Here is a 24,036-nt window from a genome sequence, read left to right on the forward strand (position 1 = left end):
GGCGGGCTTTATGCTGGTTTACTGCGTGGCGCCGTGGGCGGCGGCGTGCTGCGCGAAATACGCATCGACGGTGGCGAGGAAGGCGTCTTTCTGCGCCTGCGGCAGGAAGGCGGCGATGAAGCCGTTGCGCGCCAGGCGCTGCGCGTGGGCCAGGCCCAGCGGCAGCGCGTCGAAGATGGCGTCGAAGTTATCGTTCATGTAGCCGCCAAAATAGGCGGGATCGTCCGAGTTCACCGTCACCAGCAGGCCCGCGTCGAGCAGTTGCACCAGGTTATGGTCATGCATCTGGTCGAATACGCGCAGCTTGGTGTTCGACAGGGGGCAGACGGTCAGGGCGATCTGTTCGCGCGCCAGGCGGGCCGTCAGCTCCGCGTCTTCCAGGCAGCGCACGCCATGGTCGATGCGTTCGACCTTCAAATCGTCAAGGGCCGTGCGGATGTAGGCCGGCGGCCCTTCCTCGCCCGCGTGCGCCACCAGGTGCAGGCCCAGCTCGCGGCAACGGGCGAATACGCGCGAGAATTTCTCGGGCGGATTGCCCACTTCCGAGGAATCGAGGCCGATGCCGATGAACTTGTCGCGGTGCGGCAGCGCGTCTTCCAGGGTCTCGAACGCCTCTGCCTCGCTCAGGTGGCGCAGGAAGCACAGGATCAGGGTGGCGCTGACGGGGCTGTCCTGGCAGGCGCGGTGGATGCCGTTGATCACGTCGGCCATCGGCACGCCGCGCGCCGTGTGCGTTTGCGGGTCGAAGAAAATTTCCGTGTGCAAGACGTTGTCCGCTTCGGCGCGCAGCAGGTAGGCGCGCGTCATGTCATAGAAATCCTGCTCTTTCAAGAGCACGCTTGCGCCAGCGTAATAAATGTCAAGAAAAGACTGCAAATCCGTAAAGGCATAGGCGCTGCGCAAGTGTTCCACTGATTCATAGCCCAGTGGCACGCCATTGCGTTCGGCCAGTGCGAAAATCAGTTCGGGTTCCAGCGAACCTTCGATGTGGATATGCAGTTCGGCCTTCGGCATGCCGCGGACGATGGCGCGCAATGGGGGGTTCATCATGGGAGTTCCTTATACGGTGTCGAAAAAATGCTGGCATGCACGCGCCAGGCGCGGCGCAGACGACGCGCGGTGGCGGCAGCCATCAAACATGCAGGCATCTTAGCGCAAGATGGCCAGCCGCACCGGCGCGGGGCCGATGGCGCGGTGGTGGCGATGGCCATCAGGGCGGCATCGGCACACGCTGGCGAATTGTCGTATGATGATTCAAGAGACGGAAAAAAGTTCATGGAAAAAGCTGAAAAATTTGAGGATTTATCCAATCAAATCAACAATTTACACACAAGTATTAAGGATATTACGACATATCTTTTGACTTCCTGATCCTTTAGAGCAATAATTAATTTCATGGGGTAAAGTTAGCCGCATCAAGCGCTATCAAGACATGACAAAAAGGCCGGCTGGCCACGCCAGCACACGGCATCAAGCGCCAGTTTTTTGGTCCGGGCAATCCGGACTCGCAAAGACAGCCGGGCTTGAAACAACAATAAAAATCGACACGGGTACAGGAAAAGTTCAAGCGGCAAGCCCCGGCGAGTGCCATGCGGGCAGCCATGGTGACTGGCAGTTCAGGTTTACATTAAAGGACATTGACATGACCATTTTTGATAACTATGCAGCACGCTACGAGCGCACCCGCGAAGAGGAAATGTCGCTCACCGAATACCTGGCCCTGTGCAAGAAGGACAAGCTGACGTATGCCAGCGCGCCCGAACGCATGCTGGCCGCCATCGGCGAGCCGCAGCTGGTCGACACGCGCAACGACACGCGCCTGTCGCGCATCTTCGCCAACAAGGTGATCAAGATCTACCCCGCCTTCCGCGAGTTCTACGGCACCGAGGAAGTCATCGAGCAAGTCGTCTCCTACTTCCGCCACGCCGCGCAGGGCCTGGAAGAGCGCAAGCAGATCCTGTACTTGCTGGGCCCTGTCGGCGGCGGCAAGTCGTCGATCGCGGAAAAGCTCAAGTCGCTGATGGAACACGTGCCCTTCTATTGCCTGAAAGGCTCGCCCGTCAACGAATCGCCGCTGGGCCTGTTCAACGAAGAAGAGGACGGCACCATCCTGGAAGAGGATTACGGCATCCCGCGCCGCTACCTGCGCAACATCCCCAGCCCCTGGGCCGTGAAACGCCTGCATGAATACAATGGCGACATCAACCAGTTCCGCGTCGTCAAGCGCTACCCGTCCGTGCTGAAACAGATCGCCATCTCGAAAACGGAGCCGGGCGACGAGAACAACCAGGATATTTCGTCCCTCGTGGGCAAGGTCGACATCCGCAAGCTGGAAGACTATGCGCAGGACGATCCGGACGCCTACAGCTATTCGGGCGGCCTGTGCCTGGCCAACCAGGGCCTGATGGAATTCGTCGAAATGTTCAAGGCGCCCATCAAGGTGCTGCACCCCTTGCTGACGGCCACGCAGGAAGGCAACTACAAGGGCACGGAAGGCTTCGGCGCGATACCGTTCGACGGCATCATCCTGGCCCACTCGAACGAGTCGGAATGGAAGACCTTCAAGAATAACCGCAACAACGAGGCGTTTCTTGACCGTATCTATATAGTCAAGGTGCCGTACTGCCTGCGCGTCTCCGACGAAATCAAAATCTACGACAAGCTGGTGGCCAATTCCTCGCTGGTGAAGGCGCCGTGCGCGCCCGGCACCCTGCGCATGATGGCGCAGTTCGCCATCCTGTCGCGCCTGAAGGATCCGGAAAACTCCAGCATCTTTTCCAAGATGCTCGTCTACGATGGCGAGAACCTGAAGGACACGGACCCGAAAGCCAAGTCCATGCACGAATACGTCGATTACGCGGGCGTGGACGAGGGCATGAACGGACTGTCGACGCGCTTTGCCTTCAAGATCCTGTCGAAGGTCTTCAACTTTGACAATTCCGAAGTGGCCGCCAACCCCGTGCATCTATTATATGTACTGGAGCAGCAGGTCGAGCGCGAGCAGTTCGCACCGGAACTCGAGCAGCGCTACTTCTCGTATATCAAGGAGCACCTGGCGCAGCGCTACGTGGAATTCATCGGCAAGGAAATCCAGACGGCCTACCTGGAAAGCTACTCGGAATACGGCCAGAACATCTTTGACCGCTATGTGACGTTCGCCGATTTCTGGATACAGGACCAGGAATACCGCGATCCGGACACGGGCGAGAGCTTCGACCGCGAATCGCTGAACAACGAACTGGAAAAGATCGAGAAGCCGGCCGGTATTTCCAATCCGAAGGATTTCCGCAACGAAATCGTGAACTTCGGCTTGCGGGCGCGGGCCTCGAATGGCGGCAAGAATCCCGCCTGGACCAGCTATGAAAAGTTCCGCACCGTGATCGAAAAGAAAATGTTTTCGAATACGGAGGAATTGCTGCCCGTGATTTCCTTCAATGCCAAGGCCAGCGCCGACGATGCCAACAAGCATGCCGACTTCGTGGCCCGCATGGTGGAAAAAGGCTATACGGCCAAGCAGGTACGCCTGTTATGCGAATGGTATTTGCGCGTACGCAAGTCATCGTAGCGCGGACAGCGGGCGCGCCCTGCCCGATGCACGGCGGGACGCGCAAGACGAGAAGCAAGGAGGCACCCTTTGACATACCTCATCGACAGGCGCTTGCAGAGCAAGAACAAATCCGCCGTCAACCGCGAGCGTTTCCTGCGGCGTTACAAGGGCCAGATCAAGGATGCCGTGGGGCGCGCCATCAAGGGGCGCTCGATCACGGACGTTGAAAATGGCGAGAAAGTCAGCATCCCCGTCAAGGACGTGGGCGAACCGGCGTTTGGCCACGCGCATGGCGGCGTATGGGAAGTGGTCAATCCCGGCAACAAGGAATACCTGAAAGGCGACCAGATCGCGCGGCCGAAAGGCGGCGCCGGCGGTGGACGGGGCAAGGCGGGCAACAGCGACGAGACGACGGAAGACGATTTCATCTTTGAATTGTCGCGCGAAGAATTCATGAATTACTTCTTCGAGGACCTGGAATTGCCGCACATGGTGAAGACCCAGCTGACGGCCACGACGGAATTCAAGAACCAGCGCGCCGGCTACAATATGTCCGGCACGCCATCGAACATCCACGTGCTGCGCTCCCTGCGCGGCGCGCTGGGCCGGCGCATCGCCGTCGGCGGCGGCGCGCGCAAGCAGCTGGCGCAGGCGGAAGACGAGCTGGCCACCCTGCTGCACGAAGGCGTGCCCGACAGCGACCCGCTGGTGGTCGAACTGCGCCGCCTGATCCACCACCTGCACACGCGCCTGCTGGCCATCCCCTTCATCGACCCGTTCGACTTGCGCTATAGCAACCGCATCAAGGTGCCCAAGCCCATGACGCAAGCCGTGATGTTCTGCATCATGGATGTCTCCGGCTCCATGGACGAATCGCGCAAGGATACGGCCAAGCGCTTCTTCATCCTTCTGTATCTGTTCCTCAAGCGCGCCTACGACAAGATCGAGGTGGTCTTCATCCGCCACCACACGGCGGCGGCGGAAGTGGACGAGCACGAATTCTTCAACTCGCGCGAGTCGGGCGGCACCGTGGTGTCCTCGGCCCTGCACCTGCTCAACACCATCATCGACGAGCGCTATGGCGCCGGCCAGTGGAACAGCTACGTGGCGCAGGCGTCCGACGGTGACAACTGGGACAACGATTCCGTGCTGTGCCGCCAGCTGCTGATCAATACCATCATGCCCAAGGTGCAGTACTACACCTATGTCGAGATCACCGATGGCCCGCAGCAAAACCTGTGGGAGCAATATGCGGGCGTGCTCGACCATCACGCCCATTTCGCCATGCAAAAGATCGTCACGCCGGCCGATATCTACCCGGTCTTCCGCGAACTGTTCAAGAAACAGGTGAAATGATGAGTGCAGCCTTTGACCGCGCCAGCAGCACCCCGGGCGAACCGTTCGCGCGCCTGCGCCACCCGAACGCCTTGCCCGAGCAGTCGGAATGGACATTCGAGCTGATCGAGCAAATCCACGAGGAAATCCGCCGCGTGGCGAAACAGTTTGGCCTCGACACCTATCCGAACCAGCTGGAAATCATAACGGCCGAGCAGATGATGGATGCCTACACCTCGGTCGGCATGCCCGTCTCGTACAACCATTGGTCGTTCGGCAAGCATTTTCTGTCCACCGAGAAAAGTTATAAACGGGGCCAGATGGGCCTGGCCTACGAGATCGTCATCAACTCGAACCCGTGCATCGCCTATTTAATGGAGGAAAACAGCCTGACCATGCAGTCGCTGGTGATCGCGCATGCGGCGTATGGCCACAATTCCTTCTTCAAGGGCAACTACCTGTTCCGCGCCTGGACGGATGCGGACGCCATCATCGACTACATGGTGTTTGCCAAGAACTACATCAGCGAATGCGAGCAGCGCCATGGCGTCGACGCCGTGGAATTGCTGCTCGACTCCTGCCACGCCATCCAGAACTATGGCGTGGACCGCTACAAGCGCCCGGCCAAGCTGTCGATGGCAAAGGAATATGCGCGCCAGAAAGAGCGCGAAGAATACGTGCAGTCGCAGATCAACCAGCTGTGGCGCACCCTGCCCCGGCGCGAGGACGAGGACGAAGAGGAGGACCAGCGCAAGGCCGTGCCCCGCTTTCCGCCCGAACCCGAGGAAAACCTGCTGTACTTCATCGAGAAGTATGCGCCGCTGCTGGAACCATGGCAGCGCGAGATGGTGCGCATCGTGCGCAAGATTTCCCAGTATTTCTATCCGCAGCGGCAAACCCAGGTCATGAACGAGGGCTGGGCCACCTTCTGGCACTACACCATCCTGAACCAGCTCTACGATGAAGGCGTGGTGGGCGACGGCTTCATGATGGAATTTTTGAAAAGCCATACCAACGTGGTCTACCAGCCGCCCATCGACAGCCCGTATTACAGCGGCATCAACCCGTATGCGCTGGGCTTTGCCATGATGAGCGACATCCGCCGCATCTGCGAGCACCCGACCGACGAAGACCGCGCCTGGTTTCCCGACATGGCCGGCAGCGACTGGCGCAAGAGCCTGGACTTCGCCATGCGCAATTTCAAGGATGAAAGCTTCATTGCCCAGTACCTGTCGCCCCGCCTGATCCGCGAATTCCACTTCTTTGCCGTGCTGGACGACGACAAGAATGAAAAACTGGCCATTTCCGCCATCCACGACGATGCCGGCTACCGCTACGTGCGCCAGCAGCTGGCGGAGCAGTACAACCTGGGCAACCGCGAGCCGAATATCCAGGTCTGGTCCGTGAATACGCGCGACGACCGTGCCCTGACCTTGCGCCACACGCAATTCCAGCGCCGCCCGCTGAACCAGCAGGCGGCGGAAGTGCTCAAGCACGTGGCACGCCTGTGGGGTTTCGATGTGCATCTCGATACAGTCGATCCGCAGGGCAACGTGCTGGGCACCTTGAATTGCCGGCGTGAAAAACGCAACCGGCGTGACGACCCCGCCGTGCGGCCATAACTAGCTTTGTTGACAATAATCAATGGCAAGAATATAAGCCCTGCCTATACCTACATAGGAATTCAGTATGGCCAGGCGGCCTCGGAAGTGACTCCGGGGCCGCTTTTTTTGACCTGTGCAAAGTGCTTTCCGCACCTGTTTGGTGCGCCTGCAAGGCTAAGTGGTCTGGTTCCAAGGCAAAATATTTCCAAAGAGAAATATTTTTCTCCAAATTTAGCTGTTTCCATATTGAATATCACGAAATATAATTCCGCCATATCGGCACATCGAAGAACTTAGCAGTGGTAGCCCAAAACAGCTGTAAAAAACCGATAAGACCGCCTTTTTTTCTGTCCGAAAGCGTGCAAAGATGGCATAAGCAAGTACGTTTTCAGGGCGCAAAAGCGCCAAAAATTTAACCGGTTTTAGGCGTTAAAAATCTGTGTAAAATAAAGAATTCGTATGTATAATTCGGCGACGTCCCGGATACGGCTGGAGCTTTGTGTCGTCATTTTGGGGTTCAGTTGCAAGACAAGAGATGGTATTTGGAGAAAGCAGGCATGAATTTTTCGAACGAGAAAAGTCCCAAGAACTACACAGGCATCACAGTCGTTGTCCTGCTGCACGTTCTCGCGGCTTACGGGATCGCGACGGGCTTGGGCAAGCGGTTGGTCACCAAAATGATGGAACCGGTTGAAACCAAGATTATCGAGGAAGTCAAACCGCCTCCACCGAAGGATCTTCCACCGCCACCACCGCCGCCAGAAATAAAGGCACCACCGCCGCCTTTCATTCCGCCAGTCGAGGTGAACGTGCAGCAGCCGCCGCCACAACAGAACGTGATCGCAAATACGACTGCTGTGAAGCCAGCCACCAATGTATTGGCACCGCCAGCACCGCCTGCACAGCCTGCGCCAACTCCTGGACCAGCCAAATCGGTGCGCACACCGGCCGTGGTTGACTTCAGCGTCTGCGAAAAGCCGGCATATCCAAAGTCGTCGCAGCGCAATGAGGAAACCGGTGTCGTGACACTGTCCTTCCTGATCGGCGTGGACGGCAAGGTCGCTGATTCGAAGATCGTGAAGTCAAGCGGCTTCAGAGACTTGGACCGCGCCGCGCAGCAAGGTATCAGCCGCTGTACATTTAAGCCGGCAACAGTCGACGGCAAGCCGGAACAAGGCTGGCAGCAAATGCAATACGTTTGGTCGCTGGATTAAAACCCGAGGCAGTTATCCCCTGTCTCACACTATGATTTCGTTGTCATTACGTTCAGCGATCTGTTATTTTTAATTTTGGAGGAAGCATGTTTAAGAATACCCGTTTGTCCGCATTTTTTGCCGCGGTTCTGTTGTCCGTCACCGCTACTACCGCTCTGGTAGCAGCACCAGCATTCGCTGACGCGCCAGCATCGGCAGCCGCTTCGGCTCCTGCGGCAGACGCTGCAGCAGCACCAGTTGCCGCAGATGCAGCAGCTCCAGCAGCAGACGCAGCCGCTCCAGCCGCCGATGCCGCCGCTCCAGCCAAAACCGAAGAAGTCCACAACCCGTTCGGCCTGTCCGCAGTCTGGGACGGCGGCTTCGTGCCACGTGCCACCCTGATCATCCTGTCCATCATGTCGATCGGCAGCTGGTACATCATCATCACGAAACTGCTGGATCAAATGAAGATCTTCAAGCAAGCGAAAGAAACCGCTGCCAAATTCTGGAAAGCGCCTTCGATCGCTGCCGGTTCGGCCACCCTGGCTGAAGGCTCGCCATTCCGCTTCATCGCTGAATCGGGCACCAAGGCAACGGCTCACCATGACGGCGCCCTGCTGGAACAAATCGATCTGTCGACCTGGGTGACGATGTCGATCCAGCGCGCTTCGGACAAAGTTCAATCGCGTCTGCAAGATGGCCTGTCGTTCCTGGCAACCGTTGGTTCGACCGCACCGTTTATCGGTCTGTTCGGTACCGTGTGGGGTATTTACGGCGCGCTGACCGCTATCGGCATGACCGGTAACGCCTCGATCGACAAAGTGGCAGGTCCAGTTGGTGAAGCACTGATCATGACCGCTTTCGGTCTGCTGGTCGCTGTTCCTGCCGTTCTGGGTTACAACTGGCTGGTGCGTCGTAACAAAACCGCAATGGAAGATGTACGCTCGTTCAGCGCCGACGTTCACTCGGTACTGATCTCCGGCGCAATGTCGACCAGCGAAGCTGGCCGTGCTGCCGGCGCTAAAAAGATCGGATAAGAATCATGTCGATGTCCGTCGGCTCCGACAGCGGAGATGAAGATCAAGTAATGTCAGAAATCAACACGACGCCGCTCGTCGACATCATGTTGGTTTTGCTGATCATTTTCTTGATCACCAGTCCGGTTGTCCTCAAATTGCAGAAAATCGATCTGCCGATCGAGGCCAACCAAGCCCTTCAAAGCAAGCCAGAAAACGTCAACATCGTGGTCAACAAAGACGGTGAGATTTATCTGGGCCAGACCAGACTGAAAGACACGAACGAATTGTTCGATTATCTTAAAGTTGAAGCAGTGAAAGTACCGCAGCCGGAAGTACACGTTCGTGGCGACCAAGAAACACGCTACGAATCGATCGGCCGGGTTATTTACACGACCCAACGTGCCGGGATCCAGAAGGTCGGCTTCATCACCGAACCACCTGACAAGGGCTGATAGCGACTGACAGGGGCGTCCCGGCAACACAGGACGCCCCCTGCCAGGAGCTTGCCGGGCAGACGTATCGCCCGGCGCTTCGTTGGACTTCTTAAAGGAAATACTATGAGTATGAATGTCGGTTCGGGTAGTTCGCCAAACGCGGATCCGGAACCAATGATGGAACTGAATATGACGCCCCTCATCGACGTGATGCTGGTGCTGATTATCATGTTGATCATCACGATTCCTAAGCAAAACCACTCGGTGAACCTGAACATGCCGGTCGGCACCCCGCCGCCACCGACAACCGAACCAGTGGTCGTCACGATCGATGTCGATTTTGATGGCACCATCCTGTGGGACAATCAGGTCGTTCCTGACCGTGCCTCGCTGGAAGCCAAGCTGAGCAACATCGCTGCGCAAGCAGATCAGCCGGAAGTGCATTTGCGTCCGAACAAGCTGGTGGAATACAAAGTCGTCGCCGGCGTGATGGCGTCGGCACAGCGTCTGGGCGTGACCAAAATCGGTCTGGTCGGCAACGAGCAATTCCAGTAAGCTGCAGCAATCAGGTTCTTTTTACATCCGAATAGGCAGGACTTCCTGCCTATTCGCTTTTTACTGAAAGACTTTCTCATGTCCAAGTTTCGTCTCGCTCATCTCGGCCTCGTCATGGCCGCTATCGGTTTTACCGCAGCAACTCCCGTAATCGGCCTGGGCTCGCTGGCATATGCCGCGGACACCGTGCGCGCCGAAGTCGGCAAGCCACTGCAAGAAGCGCAAAAACTCGCTAGCAGCGGCAAAAACAAGGAAGCGCTGGCCAAACTGCGCGAAGCAGACAGCGTGAGCGGCAAGACCGCCTTTGAAAGCTACCAGATCGAACGCGTGCGCGCTTCGGCCGCCGCCGGCGCCGGCGATAACGCCACCGCCATCAAGGCGTTTGAAGCCGTCATCAACTCCGGCCGCCTGAGCGCCGCCGAAGCCCCGAAATTCACGCAAGCCCTGGCCGGCATGTATTACCGCGCCAAGGATTGGCCAAATACCATCACCTGGATCAAGCGCTCGCTGAAAGACCGCGACGATGCGCAGATGCGCGAACTGCTGATCCAGACCTACTACGTCAGCGGCAACTACGCCGAAGCGGCAAAAGAACTGCAAGCACGCGGCGGCAACTCGGAAGCGAGCCTGCAAATGCTGGCCAACATCCAGTTGAAGCAAAACGACAAGGCCGGCTATGTCGCCACTCTGGAAAAGCTGGCTGCCAGCTATCCGAAGACCAGCTACTGGGCTGACCTGCTGAACCGCGTGTCGGGCAAGCCGGGCTTCTCGCAACGCCTGGGCCTGGACGTGCAGCGCCTGCGCCTGGCCAACGGCCTGTTCACCAAGCCATCCGAATACATGGAAATCAGCCAGCTGGCCTTGCAAGCAGGCAATCCTGGCGAAGCCTTGTCCATCATCGAGCAGGGCTACAAAAAAGGCGTGCTGGGTACCGGCGCCGATGCGGCGCGTCACCAGCGCCTGAAAGATCTGGCCCTGAAGACCCAGGCTGACCTGAAGGCCAACGCCGCCAAGTCGGAAGCGGAATACGTCAAGAACAAGGATGCGGACAGCTTGAGCAAGCTGGGCTTCGCGCTGGTGTACGATGGCCAGGCCGACAAGGGCTTGGGCTTGATGAACGACGCCGTGAAGATGGGCACCGCCAAGTATCCGGAAGAAGCCAAGCTGCACCTGGGCATCGCCTACATCCACGCCGGCAAGAAAGCCAATGCCACGACGACGCTGAAAACCGTCAAGGGCACGGATGGCGCGGCTGACCTGGCCCGTTACTGGACGTTGATGAACAAGTAATCCACATCGAACCCAGGCTGCTGCGCGCCGCCCTTTGCCGCCAGTGATGCTCACCGTACTCGCGTACGGTTGCGCTTCCTGGCCACAAATTACTGCCGCTCGCCAGGCCTGGCTTCGACGTTGAGAGTGCATCAAATCATTGCTAAAGCGTTGCCAGCACAGTTGCCGGCAACGCTTTTTGTCCATTTCAGGGAGGAAATTACCTCCGTGCCGGCCCTTGCGGCTGTGCATCCCTGAAACAGTCCGTATAATCTCCCATTTGGCACAGTTTTTCATCAGATTCCCATGAAGGTATTTCGCGGACTTCCCAATGCCCAGGCACGAGCGCCTTGCGCCCTGACCATCGGCAACTTTGACGGTGTCCACATCGGCCATCAAGCCTTGCTGGCGCGCGTGCGCGAGGCAGCCACCGAACTCGGCATCGAGGCGGCCGTGATGACGTTCGAACCGCATCCGCGCGAATTCTTCGCGCAGCGCGCGGGCGACCTGTCAAAGGCCCCGCAGCGCATCGCCAACCTGCGCGACAAGCTGCAATCGCTGGACGATGCCGGCATCGACCGGGTCGTCGTCGAGCATTTCAGCGCCCAGTTTGCCGCCTTGACGCCGCAGGAATTCACGGAAAAAGTCCTCGTCGACGGCTTGCACGTGAAATGGCTGATGGTCGGCGACGACTTCTGCTATGGCGCCCGGCGCGCCGGCGACGTCGCCATGCTGCAGGAAGCGGGCCGCCAGTACGGTTTTCACGTGGAAACCCTGCCCACCGTCATGAATGGCAGCACGCGCATCTCCTCGTCGGCCGTGCGCCTGGCGCTGGCCGCCGGCGATTTTTCGCTGGCCACGCAGCTGCTGGGCCATCCCTACGCCATTTCCGGCCACGTGATCCATGGCCAGAAGCTGGGCCGCACCCTGGGCTTTCCCACCCTGAACCTGCGCGTGGCGCACCGCCCTGCCCTGTCCGGCATCTTCATCGTGCAAGTGCATGGCCTGGGACCGCAGCCGCTGCCGGCCGTGGCCAGTCTGGGCGTGCGCCCCACGGTCGATGACAGTGGCCGCGTCTTGCTGGAAGTACATGTATTTGATTTCGCCCAGTCCTGCTACGGCAAGCTGGTGCGCGTGGAATTCCTGGAAAAGCTGCGCGACGAAGAAAAGTACGACGACTTGCCTACCCTGACGGCCGCCATCGAACGCGATTCGAACCAGGCACGCGCCTATTTCGCCCAGCGCCGCAGCGCCATTACGGCCACCGACCGAATTTGATCCTGGCCAACTCCTGCGCGCGGCGGCTTTCTCCGCCACAGAATTTCACTCCATACAGTAAAGAAGAATATGTCCGACCAAAACAAGCCAGCAGTCCCCAAGCAGAACAAGAAGCCGGAAAGCAAGTACCCGGTCAACATGACGGAAACCCCGTTCCCGATGCGCGGCGACATGGCCAAGCGCGAGCCGCAATGGGTGCAGCAATGGCAAGACAAGAAAATCTACGAGCGCGTGCGCAAGGCCGCCGCCGGCCGCCCGAAATTCATCCTGCATGACGGCCCGCCGTATGCCAACGGCGACATCCACCTGGGCCACGCCGTCAACAAGATCCTGAAGGACATGGTCGTCAAGTCGCGCTCGCTGGCCGGTTTCGACGCGCCGTATGTGCCGGGCTGGGATTGCCACGGCATGCCGATCGAGATCCAGATCGAAAAACTGCACGGCAAAAACCTGCCGACGGCCGACGTGCTGGAAAAGGCGCGCGCCTACGCCAATGTGCAGGTCGAGCGCCAAAAGAAGGATTTTATCCGTCTGGGCGTGCTGGGCGAGTGGGACAACCCGTATCTGACCATGGCGCATGGCAATGAAGCGGACGAGCTGCGCGCGCTGGGCAAGCTGCTGGAAAAAGGCTATGTCTACCGCGGCCTGAAGCCCGTCAACTGGTGCTTCGACTGCCAGTCGGCGCTGGCCGAGGCGGAAGTGGAATACGCGGAAAAACGCGATCCGGCCATCGACGTCGGCTTCAAATTCGCCGAGCCGGAAAAACTGGCGGCCGCATTTGGCCTGCCATCGCTGCCGACGGAGAACGGCTTCATCGTCATCTGGACCACCACGCCGTGGACCATCCCGTCGAACCAGGCGCTCAACGTGCACCCGGAAGTGAAATACTCGCTGGTGAAGGCCGAGCGCGATGGCCAGCCATTGCTGCTGATCCTGGCGCAAGACCTGGTCGTGGCCAGCCTGGCGCGCTTCAAGCTCGATGGCACGACGATCGCCACCTGCGACGGCGCGGCCCTGGCCGGCATCAGCTTCCGCCATCCGCTGCATGCAAGCGACGCGTTCTACGACCGCCTGTCGCCGCTGTACCTGGCCGAATACGTGACCACGGAAAGCGGCACGGGCGTGGTGCACTCGGCGCCCGCCTACGGCCTGGACGACTTCATCTCGTGCAAGGCGCACGGCATGAAGGACGACGACATCATCAAGCCGGTGATGGGCGACGGCAAATTCGCCTCGACCCTGCCCCTGTTCGGCGGCATGACCATCTGGGAAGCGTCGAAGCCGATCTGCAACGCCTTGCGCGAAGCGGGCGCGCTGTTCGAAGTCAAGATGTTCGACCACAGCTACATGCACTGCTGGCGCCACAAGACGCCGATCATCTACCGCGCCACGTCGCAGTGGTTCGCCGGCATGGACGTGACGCCGAAGGACGGCGGCGCCACCCTGCGCGAGACGGCCCTGCAAGGCATCGCCGACACCGAGTTCTTCCCGGACTGGGGCCAGGCGCGCCTGCACGGCATGATCGCCAACCGTCCCGACTGGACCCTGTCGCGCCAGCGCCAATGGGGCGTGCCGATGGCCTTCATCGTGCACAAGGAAACGGGCGACCTGCATCCGCGCACGCCGGAACTGCTGGAGCAAGTGGCCAAGCTGATCGAAAAAGGCGGCATCGAGGCATGGCAGGCGCTGGACCTGGCTGACCTGATCGGCGACGAAGCAGCCATCTACGCCAAGAACAAGGACACGCTGGACGTGTGGTTCGATTCCGGCGCTACGCACCAGACGGTGCTGGGCGGACCGCAAGGCAAGGGTTCGCACGCGACGCAGCTGCAGTTCCCGGCCGACCTGTACCTGGAAGGCTCGGACCAGCATCGCGGCTGGTTCCACTCGTCGCTGCTGGTGTCGTCGATGCTGAACGGCCGTCCGCCATACAAGGCCCTGCTGACGCACGGCTTCACGGTCGATGGCGAAGGCAAGAAGATGTCGAAGTCGCTGGGTAACACGCTGGCGCCGCAAAAAATCTCCGACACCCTGGGCGCCGACATCCTGCGCCTGTGGATCGCCTCGACCGACTACACGGGCGAGCTGTCGATCTCCGACGAAATCCTGAAACGCGTGACGGAATCGTACCGCCGCATCCGCAACACCCTGCGCTTCCTGCTGGCGAACACCTCGGACTTCAATCCGGCCACGGACGCCGTACCGGTGGCGGAGCTGTTCGAGATCGACCGCTATGCGCTGGCCAACATGGCCTCGCTGCAGCAGCAGATCGAGAACAACTACGCGCGCTACGAATTCCACCCGGTGGTGTCGAAGCTGCAGACGTACTGCTCGGAAGACCTGGGCGGCTTCTACCTGGACATCCTGAAGGACCGTCTGTACACCTCGGGCTTGACATCGCACGCGCGCCGCTCGGCGCAGACGGCCCTGTGGCACATCACGCAAAGCCTGCTGCGCCTGATGGCCCCGGCCCTGTCGTTCACGGCAGAAGAGGCGTGGGCCGTCTTCGCCGGCGCGGAAGCGTATGCCGCCAGCGATGAAACCATCTTCACGCAAACCTGGTGGCAGCTGCCGGCAGTGGCCGATGCGGCCGACCTGCTGGAGAAATACACGGCCCTGCGCGCCGTGCGCACGGACGTGACCAAACAGCTGGAAGACTTGCGCACCTCGGGCGCCATCGGTTCCTCGCTGCAGGCGGAACTGACGATCAAGGCCGCGCCGATGAAGTACAAGCTGCTCACCACCCTGGGCGAGGACTTGAAGTTCGTCTTCATCACCTCGCAGGCCAGCGTTGTCGAAGTGCCTGATGATGCGGCCGAGGAAGTGGTCGTGGCCGCGTCGACGGCGCCGAAGTGCGAGCGCTGCTGGCACTACCGCGCCGACGTGGGCACGGATGCCGCGCATGCCACCCTGTGCGGCCGCTGCGTCAGCAATCTGTTTGGAAAGGGCGAAGTTCGCCGTTTCGCCTAAACAACGTCGTCAAAATCTACTGCGCGTCGCGATGTGCGGCCTGCGATGCTCGCTGCCTCGGCGGCCCCGTACTAAAGTACAGCTGCGCGTCTCGGGCCAACGGGGGCGCCGAGCCTCGCTGCCGCTCGCTACGATTTTGCCCGTCGTTGTATGCTATGAGTCCACCCGCCGCCTGCTGCCAGGCGGCGGCTTTATCTTCCCTGGAAAAATATGGCCACTAAAAACCGTTTTTCATCGAAATCGTCCTCGTCATCGTCGCTGGTGCCCTGGCTGGGCATCGCCGCCATCGTCATCCTGTTCGACCAGATCACCAAGATCACGATCCTGAAGACCTTCCGCTATGCGCAAGAGATGGTCATCACCTCGTATTTCAACCTGGTGCTGGCGTATAACAAGGGCGCCGCGTTCAGCTTCCTGTCCGACCAGGGCGGCTGGCAGCGCTATTTCTTCACCGGCATCGCCCTGGCGGCCGCCATCTACATCATCTACCTGCTGAAAAAGCACGCGGGCCAGCGCATGTTCTGCTGGGCCCTGTCGCTGATCCTCGGCGGCGCGCTGGGCAATGCCATCGACCGCCTGATCTACGGCCACGTGGTCGATTTCCTCGACTTCCACTGGAAGAGCTGGGGCCATTTCCCCGCTTTCAATATCGCCGACAGCGCCATCTGCATCGGCGCGGCCCTGTTCATCATCGATGAACTGCGCCGGGTAAACAAATAAACACGCAGGAGAACGGCATGGAATTGTCCGGCAAAAAAATCGTCCTGGGACTGTCAGGCGGCGTCGCCTGCTACAAGGCGGCGGAACTGTGCCGCGCGCTCACCAAGGCGGGCGCCTCGGTGCAAGTGGTGATGACGGATGCGGCCAGCCACTTCATCACGGCAGTGACGATGCAGGCGCTGTCCGGCCACCCCGTGCACACGAGCCAGTGGGATGCGCGCATCGACAACAACATGGCGCATATCGATTTGACGCGCCACGCGGACGCCATCCTGATCGCGCCGTGTTCGGCCGACTTCATGCGCAAGCTGGCGCACGGCGTGTGCGACGACCTGCTGTCGACCCTGTGCCTGGCCCGCCCGTCGCACCTGCCCCTGCTGGTGGCGCCGGCCATGAACGTGGAAATGTGGCAGAACCCCGCCACCCAGCGCAACGTGCAGCAGCTGCGCGATGACGGCATCATCCTGTTCGGCCCGGCCGCCGGCGAACAGGCGTGCGGCGAAACGGGACTGGGCCGCATGCTGGAACCGGAACAGCTGCTGACGGAGCTGGTCGCCGCCTTCCAGCCCAAGGTCCTGGCGGGCAAGCGCGTGCTGGTGACGGCCGGCCCGACTTTCGAGGCTATCGACCCCGTGCGCGGCATCACCAATCTGTCCTCGGGCAAGATGGGTTATGCGGTGGCGCGCGCGGCGCGCGAAGCGGGCGCCGAGGTGCTGCTCATTTCCGGCCCCACGGCCCTCGACGCGCCGTTCGGCGTGCGCCGCATCAATGTGCAAAGCGCGCAGCAGATGCACGATGCCGTGCTGGCCCACGTCGACGACCAGCATGTCTTCGTCGCCGTGGCCGCCGTGGCCGACTGGCGTGTCGTCAACGCCAGCGAACAGAAAATGAAGAAGCAGGCCGACGGCTCCGTGCCCGAACTGCAGTTCGCGCAGAATCCCGACATCCTCGCCACCGTAGCGGCGCGCACCAACCTGGCCGGCTACCCGTACTGTGTCGGCTTTGCCGCCGAATCGGAAAACCTGGTGGAATTCGGCTCGGTCAAGCGCGAGAAAAAGGGCATCCCGCTCCTGGTCGGCAATATCGGCCAGAACACTTTTGGCCAGGACGACAACACCATCATCCTCTTCGACGAGGAAGGCCATACCGTGCTGCCGCGCGCCTCGAAACTGAACCTGGCGCGCCAGCTGATTTCGGAAATCTCCAAGCGGCTGGCGCGCAATTCGCTGCTCAAATAATCCCTTTATACGTTTTAGCCTAGTTAGATTCATGAAAAATATCGACATCAAGATCCTCGACGCCCGCATGAAAGAAATGCTGCCGGCCTACGCCACCCCGGGCAGCGCGGGCCTCGACCTGCGCGCCTGCATCGATGCGCCCATCACCATCGAGGCCGGCCAGACCGTGCTCATTCCCACGGGCCTGGCGATTCACGTCGGCGACCCGTCGTATGCGGCGATGATCCTGCCGCGCAGCGGCATGGGCCATAAAAACGGCATCGTGCTGGGGAATCTGGTAGGCTTGATCGACTCCGATTACCAGGGCCAGCTGATGGTATCGACCTGGAACCGGGGCCAGAGCGCATTCACGCTCAACCCCATGGAACGCCTGGCGCAGCTGATTATCGTGCCGGTGCTGCAAGTGGGTTTTAACGTCGTCGAGGAATTCGGCGACAGCGAACGCGGTGTTGGCGGTTTCGGCAGCACCGGCAAACATTAAGGATTGTCTTATGCCAGCTTTACGCCAAATCGTCCCAGCCCAAAACCCGCTGCGCCATCTGGCCTCGCCACTGCTGGTGGCTTGCGTTGCCCTTCTCTCCGCCTGCACCACCCCCGGCACGCAGGTCAGCGGCCCGTTCAACGTGGTAGCGGCGCCCGACGCGCCCGCCGTGACGGCGCAGCAAAAGGCGGCGCAGGAAGAACTGGTCAAAATGGTGGCGCTGCAGGACCGCCTGTCGAAAGTCTCGGCGCCCCTGCTGATCAACAACGCGGACCTGTGCAAGACGTATGCGCGCAACCTGCTGGGCTTTACGGCGCAGAACAAATACTCCTACCCCGGCATCTATGCCGACGCGGCGCAAGCGGCCCTCGGCTACGGCGAACAGATGCAGGTGTCCGGCGTGCTGCCGGGCAGCGGCGCCGCGCGCGCCGGCCTGCGCAAGGGCGACGCCTTGCTGGCCGCCGAAGGCAAGCCGCTGCCGGCCGGCCCGAAGGCGGAAGGCCCGTTCGGCGCCATCGTCGGACCGCTCGCCTCGAAGAGCGCCAGCCTGAATATGACCATCGCCCGCGAAGGCCAGCAGCAAGACCTGAAAATTCCCGTCACGCGCGCCTGCGCCTTCCGCGTCGCCCTGGGCAATGCGGACAACGTCAACGCGTATTCGGATGGCGCGCGCATCATGCTCACGCGCGGCATGATCAACGCGGCGCAAAACGATGAGGGCATCGCCTTTGTCATCGCCCGCGAAATGGCGCACAACATCCTCGACCACGCGCGCAGCCAGCGCACAAGCGGTACATCGGGCAGCATCATCGACAGCCTGGGCGCCGTACAGCCCGACGTATCGATGCTGACGGGCGCCGCCGGCATCAAGGCCATGCCGCAGGAGCTCGATGCCCAGGCCGATGCCCTGGCGATCTACCTGCTGGCACGCGCCGGCTACAATATCGACAACGCGGCGCGCTTCTGGCAGCACCTCTCCGCGCAGGTACCGGCCACGGTGGCCAATGGCTACACGGCCCTGCATCCGGGCACCAACTCGCGCATGGCGGCCATCAACCGCGCCGTGGCCGACGTGCGCGCCAAGCAGGCGGCGAAGAAGCCACTCAAACCTTAGAACGCCTGGCATAAGCTACTGCGCGACGCGCAGCAGGTTTGCTCAGGCGCCAGGGAAGTTGGGGAAGTAGGTGCCCATGATCCAGGTCAGGGCGCCGCAAAACACCACCGCCAGGAACAGGGCGATGAGCAATTTGCCGAACTTGGGAATGCCGTCGTCTTGGGTCTCGTGCTGGTTTGACATGAAAACTCTCCGCAGGCTGTTGGAGAGCGTAGTATAGCCATAATATTGAAAAATATTCCATCTTCTGCCGCCCCCGCGCGGCAAGCAAACTGCGCGCGCCATGGACAGCATCGACCTTGAAGTTCTGAAAACCAGCGCCGGCTGGCTCGCCGCCGGGCGGCGCTGCGAACTCGTCACCGTCATCAAGACCTGGGGCTCCAGCCCCCGCCCCGTGGGCGCCACCCTGGCCATCTGCGACGACGGCACGGTGGTCGGCTCCGTGTCCGGCGGCTGCATCGAAGATGACCTGATCGACACGGTGCGCGTGCACGGCATCGTGCGCACGCGGCCGGAAATCGTCAGCTACGGCATCAGCGCGGACGAGGCGCACCGCTTCGGCCTGCCCTGCGGCGGCACCATCGAACTGGCCATCGAACCGCTGCATGCGGGCAGCGGCGTGGCCGAACTGCTGGCGCGCCTGGAGACCCACGAACTGGTCGAGCGCCGCCTCGACCTGCGCACCGGCGCCGTCACCCTGCGGCGCGCCGCGCCGGGCGCCGTGCTGATGCTGGACGACGACGTGCTCACCACCCAGCACGGCCCGCGCTGGCGATTGCTGATCATCGGCGCCAGCCAGCTGTCGCGCTTCGTGGCGCAAATCGCCACGGCCATGGATTACCACGTCATCGTCTGCGATCCGCGCGAGGAATACCGCGGCGGCTGGAACGTGCCCGGCGTGCCCCTGCTGCACGCCATGCCGGACGACCTGGTGCTGGAATTAAAACTCGACAGCCGCAGCGCCGTCGTCGCCCTCACGCACGACCCCAAGCTCGATGACCTGGCCCTGATGGAAGCATTGAAGTCGCCCGCTTTTTACGTGGGCGCCATCGGTTCGCGCGCGAATAACGCGAAGCGGCGCGAGCGGCTGCTGCAGTTCGACGTCAGCGCCGAGCAGCTGGCGCGCCTGCATGCGCCCATCGGCCTGTACATCGGCAGCAAGACGCCGGCGGAAATCGCCATTTCCATCCTGGCCGAACTGACGGCCGTGAAAAATGGCGTGCCGGCCGCGCTGCAGATCCAGCACGCGGCCGCCTTGACGCCGCCCAGCCCTGACCTCTGCGTGCGCTGACGCCTGAAAGCAAGAAACAAGCTGCGCCAGCGGCGCGCCCCTGCTACCTTCCCTGATTTTTTAGCCACCATGACCCTGCTGCACTGGACCCTTCCCCTGCCCGCCGGCTATCGCCGCGACGATGTCATCGCCTTCCACAGCCGTGATGGCGAAGCCGTGGCGGAGCAAGTCACGCCCACGGGCCTGCGCAAGGGCATTCTGCTGCGCGGCGTGCCCGTGGCGCTGGACGTGGCCTTCACGGACGATGCGGCCATCTGCCGCGCCGAGATCGACGGCGCCGCCGACCTTGAAACAGCCCTGTACGACGCGCTGCTGAACATTCTCGGCCTGCGCATCGACCCGCAGCCGTTCGCGCAACTGGCCGCCAACGACACGCTGCTGGCGCCCCTGGTGCGGCGCAACCCGGGCCTGCGCATCGTGCAATCGGCCAGCCCGTTCGAGGCACTGACCTGGGCCATCATCGGCCAGCAGATCAACCTGCCGTTCGCCATTTCCCTGCGCCGCACTTTCATCCTGCAGGCGGGGCGCCGGCATGGCAGCGGCCTGTGGTGCTACCCGGAGGCGCGCGACGTGGCGCGGCTGGCCATCGAGGACCTGACCAGCCGCAAATTCTCGCGCGCCAAGGCGGAGACCGTGCTGCGCCTGGCGCGCCTCGTCGACGACGGCGCACTGTCGCTGGAGCTGCCCGAATCCGGCGAGGTGGCGGCCATCTCGCAATCGCTGCTGGCCGTCAAAGGCATCGGTCCGTGGACCGTCAATTACGCGCTGCTGCGCGGCTACGGCTATGCCGACTGCTCGCTGCATGGCGACGTGGCCATCCGCGCCGCCCTGCAAAAACTGCTGGGCGAAGAGGCCAAGCCGGACATGGCGCGCACGGAGCAGTGGCTGCGCCAGTATGCGCCGCACCGCACCATGGCCGCCGCCCACCTGTGGGCCAGCCTGCATGCGCCGGCAAAAAATAGTGTGGAAGAGCGGGAATAAACTGCGGGCGCCGCGCGTCTATCCCTTGCAAGCCCTCAAAACCCTCAAGGAGACCATCATGCGCTTTACTACTGTTGCCGCCACCGCCCTTTGCACCGCCTTGTCCGCCCCGCTGGCCTTCGCCGCCGACGTCATGCCCTCCAACGGCATGCTGGTCAATGCCAGCGGCATGACCGTGTACGTGTTCGACAAGGATGTCGCCGATAGCGGCAAGAGCGCCTGCAGCGGCGGCTGCCTGGTGGCCTGGCCCGCCGTCATCGCCACCGAGGCGGCCCCCGCCGCCCCGTATGGCAGCATCAAGCGCGACGACAACGGCGCCATGCAGCTGACCTACAAGGGCAAGCCCCTGTACCTGTACAAGGAAGACAAGAAGCCGGGCGACGTGGCGGGCGACAATTTCAAGAACGTGTGGCACGTCGTCAAGCCATAAGCAAGCTGCGCCGCCATGACCGCGTTCGACGACAGCCGCCAGCTGCAGGCCTGCCTGCCCGGCCTGCGCCGCTATGCGCGCGCGCTGGCCGGCGCCCTGCACGCGGACGATCTGGTGCAGGACACCGTCGAACGGGCCTGGCGCAGGCGCGATCAATGGCAGCGCGATGGCGCGATGCGGCCCTGGCTGTTTTCCATCATGCATAACCTGCACGTGGACCAGTTGCGCCGCCCCGGCCTGGCGCTGCAGGCGCTCGATGACGATACCCTGCTGCCGGCGCCCGAGCGGGCGCCGGGGCAAGCCATCGCCATCGGCGAAATGGATGCGGCGCTGGCCCGTTTGCCGCTGGGGCAGCGCGAAGTCATCCTGCTTGTCGCGCTGGAACAGATGCCGTACGAGCAGGTGGCGGCCACCCTGGGCATCCCCGTCGGCACCGTCATGTCGCGCCTGTCGCGCGGGCGCGAGAAACTGCGCGCGCTGCTCGATGGCCGCCCCGCCAGCGGCCAGGGCAGCGCCCCACCCACCCTGAAAGTCGTGAAATGACTACGCAAGCCATCAGCGAAGCGCAATTGCACGCCCTGGCCGACGGCGTCCTGCCCGAAGACCAGCGCGCCACCGTCGACGCCCACCTGCGCGCGCATCCGGACGATGCCGCCCGGGTCGAGGCGTGGCGCGCCCAGAACCGGCAATTGCGCGCCCTGTTCGACCCCGTGCTGGACGACGCCGTGCCACCGGCGCTGCTGCAGGCGGCGGCGCCGCCGGCGGCGAACGGCGCCTGGCGCCGCCACGCCATGCAGGCGGCAGCGGCTGTCGTGCTGGTGCTCGCGGGTGGCGCGGGCGGCTGGCTGCTGCGCGGCGCAGATGCCCCGGCGGCCAGCGCCAGCCCGCTCTCCCTGGCGCGCAGCGCCGCCATCGCCCACGCCGTCTACACGCCCGAAGTGCGCCACCCCGTGGAAGTGGGCGCGGAACAGGAGGCGCACCTGGTGCAATGGCTGTCGAAACGCCTGGGCAGCACATTGCAGCCGCCCGCGCTGGCGCCGCTCGGCTACCAATTGATCGGCGGGCGCCTGCTGCCCGGCGATGGCGACGGCCCCGTGGCCCAGTTCATGTACGAGGATGGCGGCGGCAAGCGCCTGACCCTGTATGTGGCGAAAGAGCGGGCCGGCAAGCAGGAAACGGCCTTCCGCTATACGCGGGAAAAGGACCTCGGCGTGTTTTACTGGATCGACGGCCAGCTCGGCTACGCCCTCTCGGCGAACTTGCCCAAGCAGGAACTGGGCAAGATCGCCAACGCCGTGTACGCGCAGCTGGAACAGCCACGCTGAGCCAGCGCGAGCGCTTAGGGCAGCACGGGCGCGCGGCGCGGCGCGCGGGATCCGGCCAGATGGATCAGGCCAGCCAGCAGGCCCAGTCCAGCGCCAAAGACGGCCACGCCCGTCCAGCCGAAACGCTGCATCAGCCAGCCGCTGACGGCCACGCCGACGGCGCCGCCGATGAAGGTGGCCGTCATGTACAGGCTATTGATGCGCCCCTGCGCGCTCGGGTCGACGGCAAAGGCGCGCGTCTGGTTGGCCACCAGCGCGGCCTGCACGCCGATGTCGAGCACGATGACGCCCATCACCAGCAAGACCAGCGACGAGGCGGCGCCCGCCAGCAGCAGGTAGGACAGCGTCACGATGGCGATGCTCAAGCCGATGACCGTGCGCGACCCCAGCCTGTCGGTGGCCCTGCCGCCCAGGGTGGCGGCCAGCGCGCCTGCCGCGCCGATGATGCCGAAGGCGCCGGCCCAGGCGCTGCCCAGATGCCAGGCGCCGTGGGCCAGCAGCGATGCCAGGTTGACCCAGAACGCGTTGAAACACGCCCACAGCAAGGCCTGGATCAGCATCGATTCGCGCAGGGGCCGGTGCTCGCGCGCCAGTGGCCACAGCGACGCCAGCAAGCCCAGGTAGGACAGCTGGCTACCCGGTTTTCCGCGTGGCAGCAAGGCCGCCGCCGCGATCCACACGGGCACCATGAACGCCGCCTCCATGGCGTACACGGCGCGCCAGCCAAACGCTTCGCCCACCACGCCGGCCACCGTGCGGCCCAGCAGGATGCCCACCATGATGCCGCTGACGACCATGCCGACGGAACGCCCGCGCTCGCCGGGCGGCGACATGCTGGCGGCCAGCGGCACCAGCTGCTGCGGCACGCAGCTGACGATGCCCAGGCCAAACGATGCCCCGATCAAGGGCCAGATGCCCGGTGCCAGCGCGGCCGCCAGGGCGAACAGGCAAGCGAGCGCGATCTGCCCCAGCACCAGGAGGCGCCGGTCGTAGCGGTCGCCCAGCGGCAGCAGCAGGGCCAGTCCCGTCGCAAAGCCCAGCAGCGCCGCGCCGGCCACCAGGTTGACGGCGGCCAGGTCGACGCCGAGGCCGGACTGGATCAGCGGCAGGATGGGCTGCGTGCAATAAATATTCGTGATCACGGCGCCGGCGATCACCGCCATCATGAGGATCTTGCCGCGCGGCGCCGATGGCACGGCGTGTACATCAACAGCGGGAATGGGCGTGGGGCGCATGGCGCTCTCCTTTCAGG

The 24,036-nt window shown here is 62.3% G+C and carries 23 protein-coding genes; 20 read left to right on the plus strand and 3 right to left on the minus strand.

The genetic code is table 11. The annotated features are described in order from the left end of the window. Positions 1-18 precede the first annotated feature (18 nt). Positions 19-1,050, minus strand: a complete 1,032-nt coding sequence (locus tag BM193_RS04675; RefSeq protein WP_092795761.1) for an adenosine deaminase — start codon at positions 1,048-1,050, stop codon at positions 19-21. Between the two features lie 69 nt (positions 1,051-1,119). Here BM193_RS04675 and BM193_RS28190 point away from each other — a divergent pair, with 69 nt between their 5' ends. From BM193_RS28190 to BM193_RS04745, 15 genes are all read left to right on the plus strand, one after another. Next, entirely contained in the window at positions 1,120-1,371 is a 252-nt protein-coding gene (locus BM193_RS28190; RefSeq protein WP_139176016.1) for a hypothetical protein, read from the plus strand. 271 nt (positions 1,372-1,642) lie between these two features. Further along, complete coding sequence (locus BM193_RS04680; protein ID WP_034754154.1) at positions 1,643-3,565, plus strand: PrkA family serine protein kinase; 1,923 nt, start codon at positions 1,643-1,645, stop codon at positions 3,563-3,565. 69 nt (positions 3,566-3,634) lie between these two features. Continuing rightward, the gene (locus BM193_RS04685) at positions 3,635-4,903 is read left to right on the plus strand and encodes a YeaH/YhbH family protein (protein WP_092795763.1); all 1,269 of its coding nucleotides are present in this window, start codon (positions 3,635-3,637) and stop codon (positions 4,901-4,903) included. Then, positions 4,903-6,504, plus strand: a complete 1,602-nt coding sequence (locus tag BM193_RS04690; protein ID WP_092795765.1) for a SpoVR family protein — start codon at positions 4,903-4,905, stop codon at positions 6,502-6,504. Before BM193_RS04685 ends, BM193_RS04690 begins: the two co-directional genes overlap by 1 nt. 539 nt (positions 6,505-7,043) lie before the next feature. Further along, a complete protein-coding gene (locus tag BM193_RS04695; RefSeq protein ID WP_092795766.1) occupies positions 7,044-7,700 on the plus strand; it encodes an energy transducer TonB in 657 nt (218 codons plus the stop codon). A gap of 86 nt (positions 7,701-7,786) precedes the next feature. Then, positions 7,787-8,716, plus strand: a complete 930-nt coding sequence (locus BM193_RS04700; protein ID WP_175533144.1) for a MotA/TolQ/ExbB proton channel family protein — start codon at positions 7,787-7,789, stop codon at positions 8,714-8,716. 5 nt (positions 8,717-8,721) lie between these two features. Further along, positions 8,722-9,150, plus strand: coding sequence for an ExbD/TolR family protein (locus tag BM193_RS04705; RefSeq protein ID WP_034785240.1), 429 nt, complete (start codon positions 8,722-8,724; stop codon positions 9,148-9,150). A 105-nt stretch (positions 9,151-9,255) separates the two neighbouring features. Further along, positions 9,256-9,687 (plus strand): ExbD/TolR family protein, encoded by a 432-nt coding sequence (locus tag BM193_RS04710; protein WP_193068824.1) that lies wholly within the window; start codon positions 9,256-9,258, stop codon positions 9,685-9,687. A gap of 78 nt (positions 9,688-9,765) precedes the next feature. Continuing rightward, a complete protein-coding gene (locus BM193_RS04715) occupies positions 9,766-10,977 on the plus strand; it encodes a tetratricopeptide repeat protein (RefSeq protein ID WP_092795770.1) in 1,212 nt (403 codons plus the stop codon). 285 nt (positions 10,978-11,262) lie between these two features. After that, on the plus strand, positions 11,263-12,234 hold the full coding sequence (locus tag BM193_RS04720; protein WP_092795772.1) for a bifunctional riboflavin kinase/FAD synthetase: 972 nt from the start codon (positions 11,263-11,265) through the stop codon (positions 12,232-12,234). 69 nt (positions 12,235-12,303) lie between these two features. Next, on the plus strand, positions 12,304-15,204 hold the full coding sequence (gene ileS / locus BM193_RS04725) for an isoleucine--tRNA ligase (protein ID WP_092795773.1): 2,901 nt from the start codon (positions 12,304-12,306) through the stop codon (positions 15,202-15,204). Positions 15,205-15,414: 210 nt separating this feature from the next. Continuing rightward, positions 15,415-15,924: a signal peptidase II gene (gene lspA / locus BM193_RS04730; protein ID WP_092795775.1), complete on the plus strand. Its 510-nt coding sequence runs from the start codon at positions 15,415-15,417 to the stop codon at positions 15,922-15,924. A 17-nt stretch (positions 15,925-15,941) separates the two neighbouring features. Further along, positions 15,942-17,162 (plus strand): bifunctional phosphopantothenoylcysteine decarboxylase/phosphopantothenate--cysteine ligase CoaBC, encoded by a 1,221-nt coding sequence (gene coaBC, locus BM193_RS04735; protein WP_092795777.1) that lies wholly within the window; start codon positions 15,942-15,944, stop codon positions 17,160-17,162. A 31-nt stretch (positions 17,163-17,193) separates the two neighbouring features. After that, a complete protein-coding gene (dut, locus tag BM193_RS04740) occupies positions 17,194-17,643 on the plus strand; it encodes a dUTP diphosphatase (protein WP_092795779.1) in 450 nt (149 codons plus the stop codon). 10 nt (positions 17,644-17,653) lie between these two features. Beyond that, positions 17,654-18,757 (plus strand): M48 family metallopeptidase, encoded by a 1,104-nt coding sequence (locus BM193_RS04745; RefSeq protein WP_092795781.1) that lies wholly within the window; start codon positions 17,654-17,656, stop codon positions 18,755-18,757. A 42-nt stretch (positions 18,758-18,799) separates the two neighbouring features. On the opposite strand, the gene BM193_RS28695 is transcribed toward BM193_RS04745, so the two are convergent. Continuing rightward, a complete protein-coding gene (locus tag BM193_RS28695) occupies positions 18,800-18,940 on the minus strand; it encodes a hypothetical protein (protein ID WP_175533145.1) in 141 nt (46 codons plus the stop codon). Between the two features lie 100 nt (positions 18,941-19,040). Between BM193_RS28695 and BM193_RS04750 the strand changes: the two genes are divergently transcribed. The 5 genes from BM193_RS04750 (at position 19,041) to BM193_RS04770 (ending at position 22,784) form a co-directional block, all read left to right on the plus strand. Continuing rightward, complete coding sequence (locus BM193_RS04750; RefSeq protein WP_092795783.1) at positions 19,041-20,048, plus strand: XdhC family protein; 1,008 nt, start codon at positions 19,041-19,043, stop codon at positions 20,046-20,048. 69 nt (positions 20,049-20,117) lie between these two features. After that, positions 20,118-21,029, plus strand: coding sequence for a DNA-3-methyladenine glycosylase family protein (locus BM193_RS04755; RefSeq protein ID WP_092795785.1), 912 nt, complete (start codon positions 20,118-20,120; stop codon positions 21,027-21,029). Positions 21,030-21,087: 58 nt separating this feature from the next. Continuing rightward, on the plus strand, positions 21,088-21,459 hold the full coding sequence (locus BM193_RS04760; protein WP_092797062.1) for a COG4315 family predicted lipoprotein: 372 nt from the start codon (positions 21,088-21,090) through the stop codon (positions 21,457-21,459). Between the two features lie 15 nt (positions 21,460-21,474). Next, positions 21,475-22,002, plus strand: a complete 528-nt coding sequence (locus BM193_RS04765) for an RNA polymerase sigma factor (RefSeq protein WP_092795786.1) — start codon at positions 21,475-21,477, stop codon at positions 22,000-22,002. Further along, positions 21,999-22,784 carry an anti-sigma factor family protein gene (locus tag BM193_RS04770; RefSeq protein ID WP_092795788.1) on the plus strand — a complete coding sequence of 262 codons (786 nt, stop codon included), beginning with the start codon at positions 21,999-22,001 and terminating at the stop codon, positions 22,782-22,784. The genes BM193_RS04765 and BM193_RS04770 overlap by 4 nt, the downstream gene beginning before the upstream one ends. Before the next feature lie 14 nt (positions 22,785-22,798). On the opposite strand, the gene BM193_RS04775 is transcribed toward BM193_RS04770, so the two are convergent. Next, positions 22,799-24,019, minus strand: coding sequence for an MFS transporter (locus tag BM193_RS04775; RefSeq protein WP_092795789.1), 1,221 nt, complete (start codon positions 24,017-24,019; stop codon positions 22,799-22,801). Positions 24,020-24,036: the final 17 nt, after the last annotated feature.

It is taken from the genome of Janthinobacterium sp. 344 (assembly GCF_900112025.1).
GTDB lineage: Bacteria > Pseudomonadota > Gammaproteobacteria > Burkholderiales > Burkholderiaceae_D > Janthinobacterium.

Bases quoted from the DNA above. Each gene is read 5' to 3' on its own strand.
- BM193_RS04675 (WP_092795761.1), bottom strand. From the start codon at position 1,050: ATGATGAACCCCCCATTGCGCGCCATCGTCCGCGGCATGCCGAAGGCC.
- BM193_RS04680 (WP_034754154.1), top strand. From the start codon at position 1,643: ATGACCATTTTTGATAACTATGCAGCACGCTACGAGCGCACCCGCGAA.
- BM193_RS04690 (WP_092795765.1), top strand. From the start codon at position 4,903: ATGAGTGCAGCCTTTGACCGCGCCAGCAGCACCCCGGGCGAACCGTTC.
- BM193_RS04695 (WP_092795766.1), top strand. From the start codon at position 7,044: ATGAATTTTTCGAACGAGAAAAGTCCCAAGAACTACACAGGCATCACA.
- BM193_RS04700 (WP_175533144.1), top strand. From the start codon at position 7,787: ATGTTTAAGAATACCCGTTTGTCCGCATTTTTTGCCGCGGTTCTGTTG.
- BM193_RS04705 (WP_034785240.1), top strand. From the start codon at position 8,722: ATGTCGATGTCCGTCGGCTCCGACAGCGGAGATGAAGATCAAGTAATG.
- BM193_RS04710 (WP_193068824.1), top strand. From the start codon at position 9,256: ATGAGTATGAATGTCGGTTCGGGTAGTTCGCCAAACGCGGATCCGGAA.
- BM193_RS04715 (WP_092795770.1), top strand. From the start codon at position 9,766: ATGTCCAAGTTTCGTCTCGCTCATCTCGGCCTCGTCATGGCCGCTATC.
- BM193_RS04720 (WP_092795772.1), top strand. From the start codon at position 11,263: ATGAAGGTATTTCGCGGACTTCCCAATGCCCAGGCACGAGCGCCTTGC.
- ileS (WP_092795773.1), top strand. From the start codon at position 12,304: ATGTCCGACCAAAACAAGCCAGCAGTCCCCAAGCAGAACAAGAAGCCG.
- lspA (WP_092795775.1), top strand. From the start codon at position 15,415: ATGGCCACTAAAAACCGTTTTTCATCGAAATCGTCCTCGTCATCGTCG.
- coaBC (WP_092795777.1), top strand. From the start codon at position 15,942: ATGGAATTGTCCGGCAAAAAAATCGTCCTGGGACTGTCAGGCGGCGTC.
- dut (WP_092795779.1), top strand. From the start codon at position 17,194: ATGAAAAATATCGACATCAAGATCCTCGACGCCCGCATGAAAGAAATG.
- BM193_RS04745 (WP_092795781.1), top strand. From the start codon at position 17,654: ATGCCAGCTTTACGCCAAATCGTCCCAGCCCAAAACCCGCTGCGCCAT.
- BM193_RS28695 (WP_175533145.1), bottom strand. From the start codon at position 18,940: ATGTCAAACCAGCACGAGACCCAAGACGACGGCATTCCCAAGTTCGGC.
- BM193_RS04750 (WP_092795783.1), top strand. From the start codon at position 19,041: ATGGACAGCATCGACCTTGAAGTTCTGAAAACCAGCGCCGGCTGGCTC.
- BM193_RS04755 (WP_092795785.1), top strand. From the start codon at position 20,118: ATGACCCTGCTGCACTGGACCCTTCCCCTGCCCGCCGGCTATCGCCGC.
- BM193_RS04760 (WP_092797062.1), top strand. From the start codon at position 21,088: ATGCGCTTTACTACTGTTGCCGCCACCGCCCTTTGCACCGCCTTGTCC.
- BM193_RS04765 (WP_092795786.1), top strand. From the start codon at position 21,475: ATGACCGCGTTCGACGACAGCCGCCAGCTGCAGGCCTGCCTGCCCGGC.
- BM193_RS04770 (WP_092795788.1), top strand. From the start codon at position 21,999: ATGACTACGCAAGCCATCAGCGAAGCGCAATTGCACGCCCTGGCCGAC.
- BM193_RS04775 (WP_092795789.1), bottom strand. From the start codon at position 24,019: ATGCGCCCCACGCCCATTCCCGCTGTTGATGTACACGCCGTGCCATCG.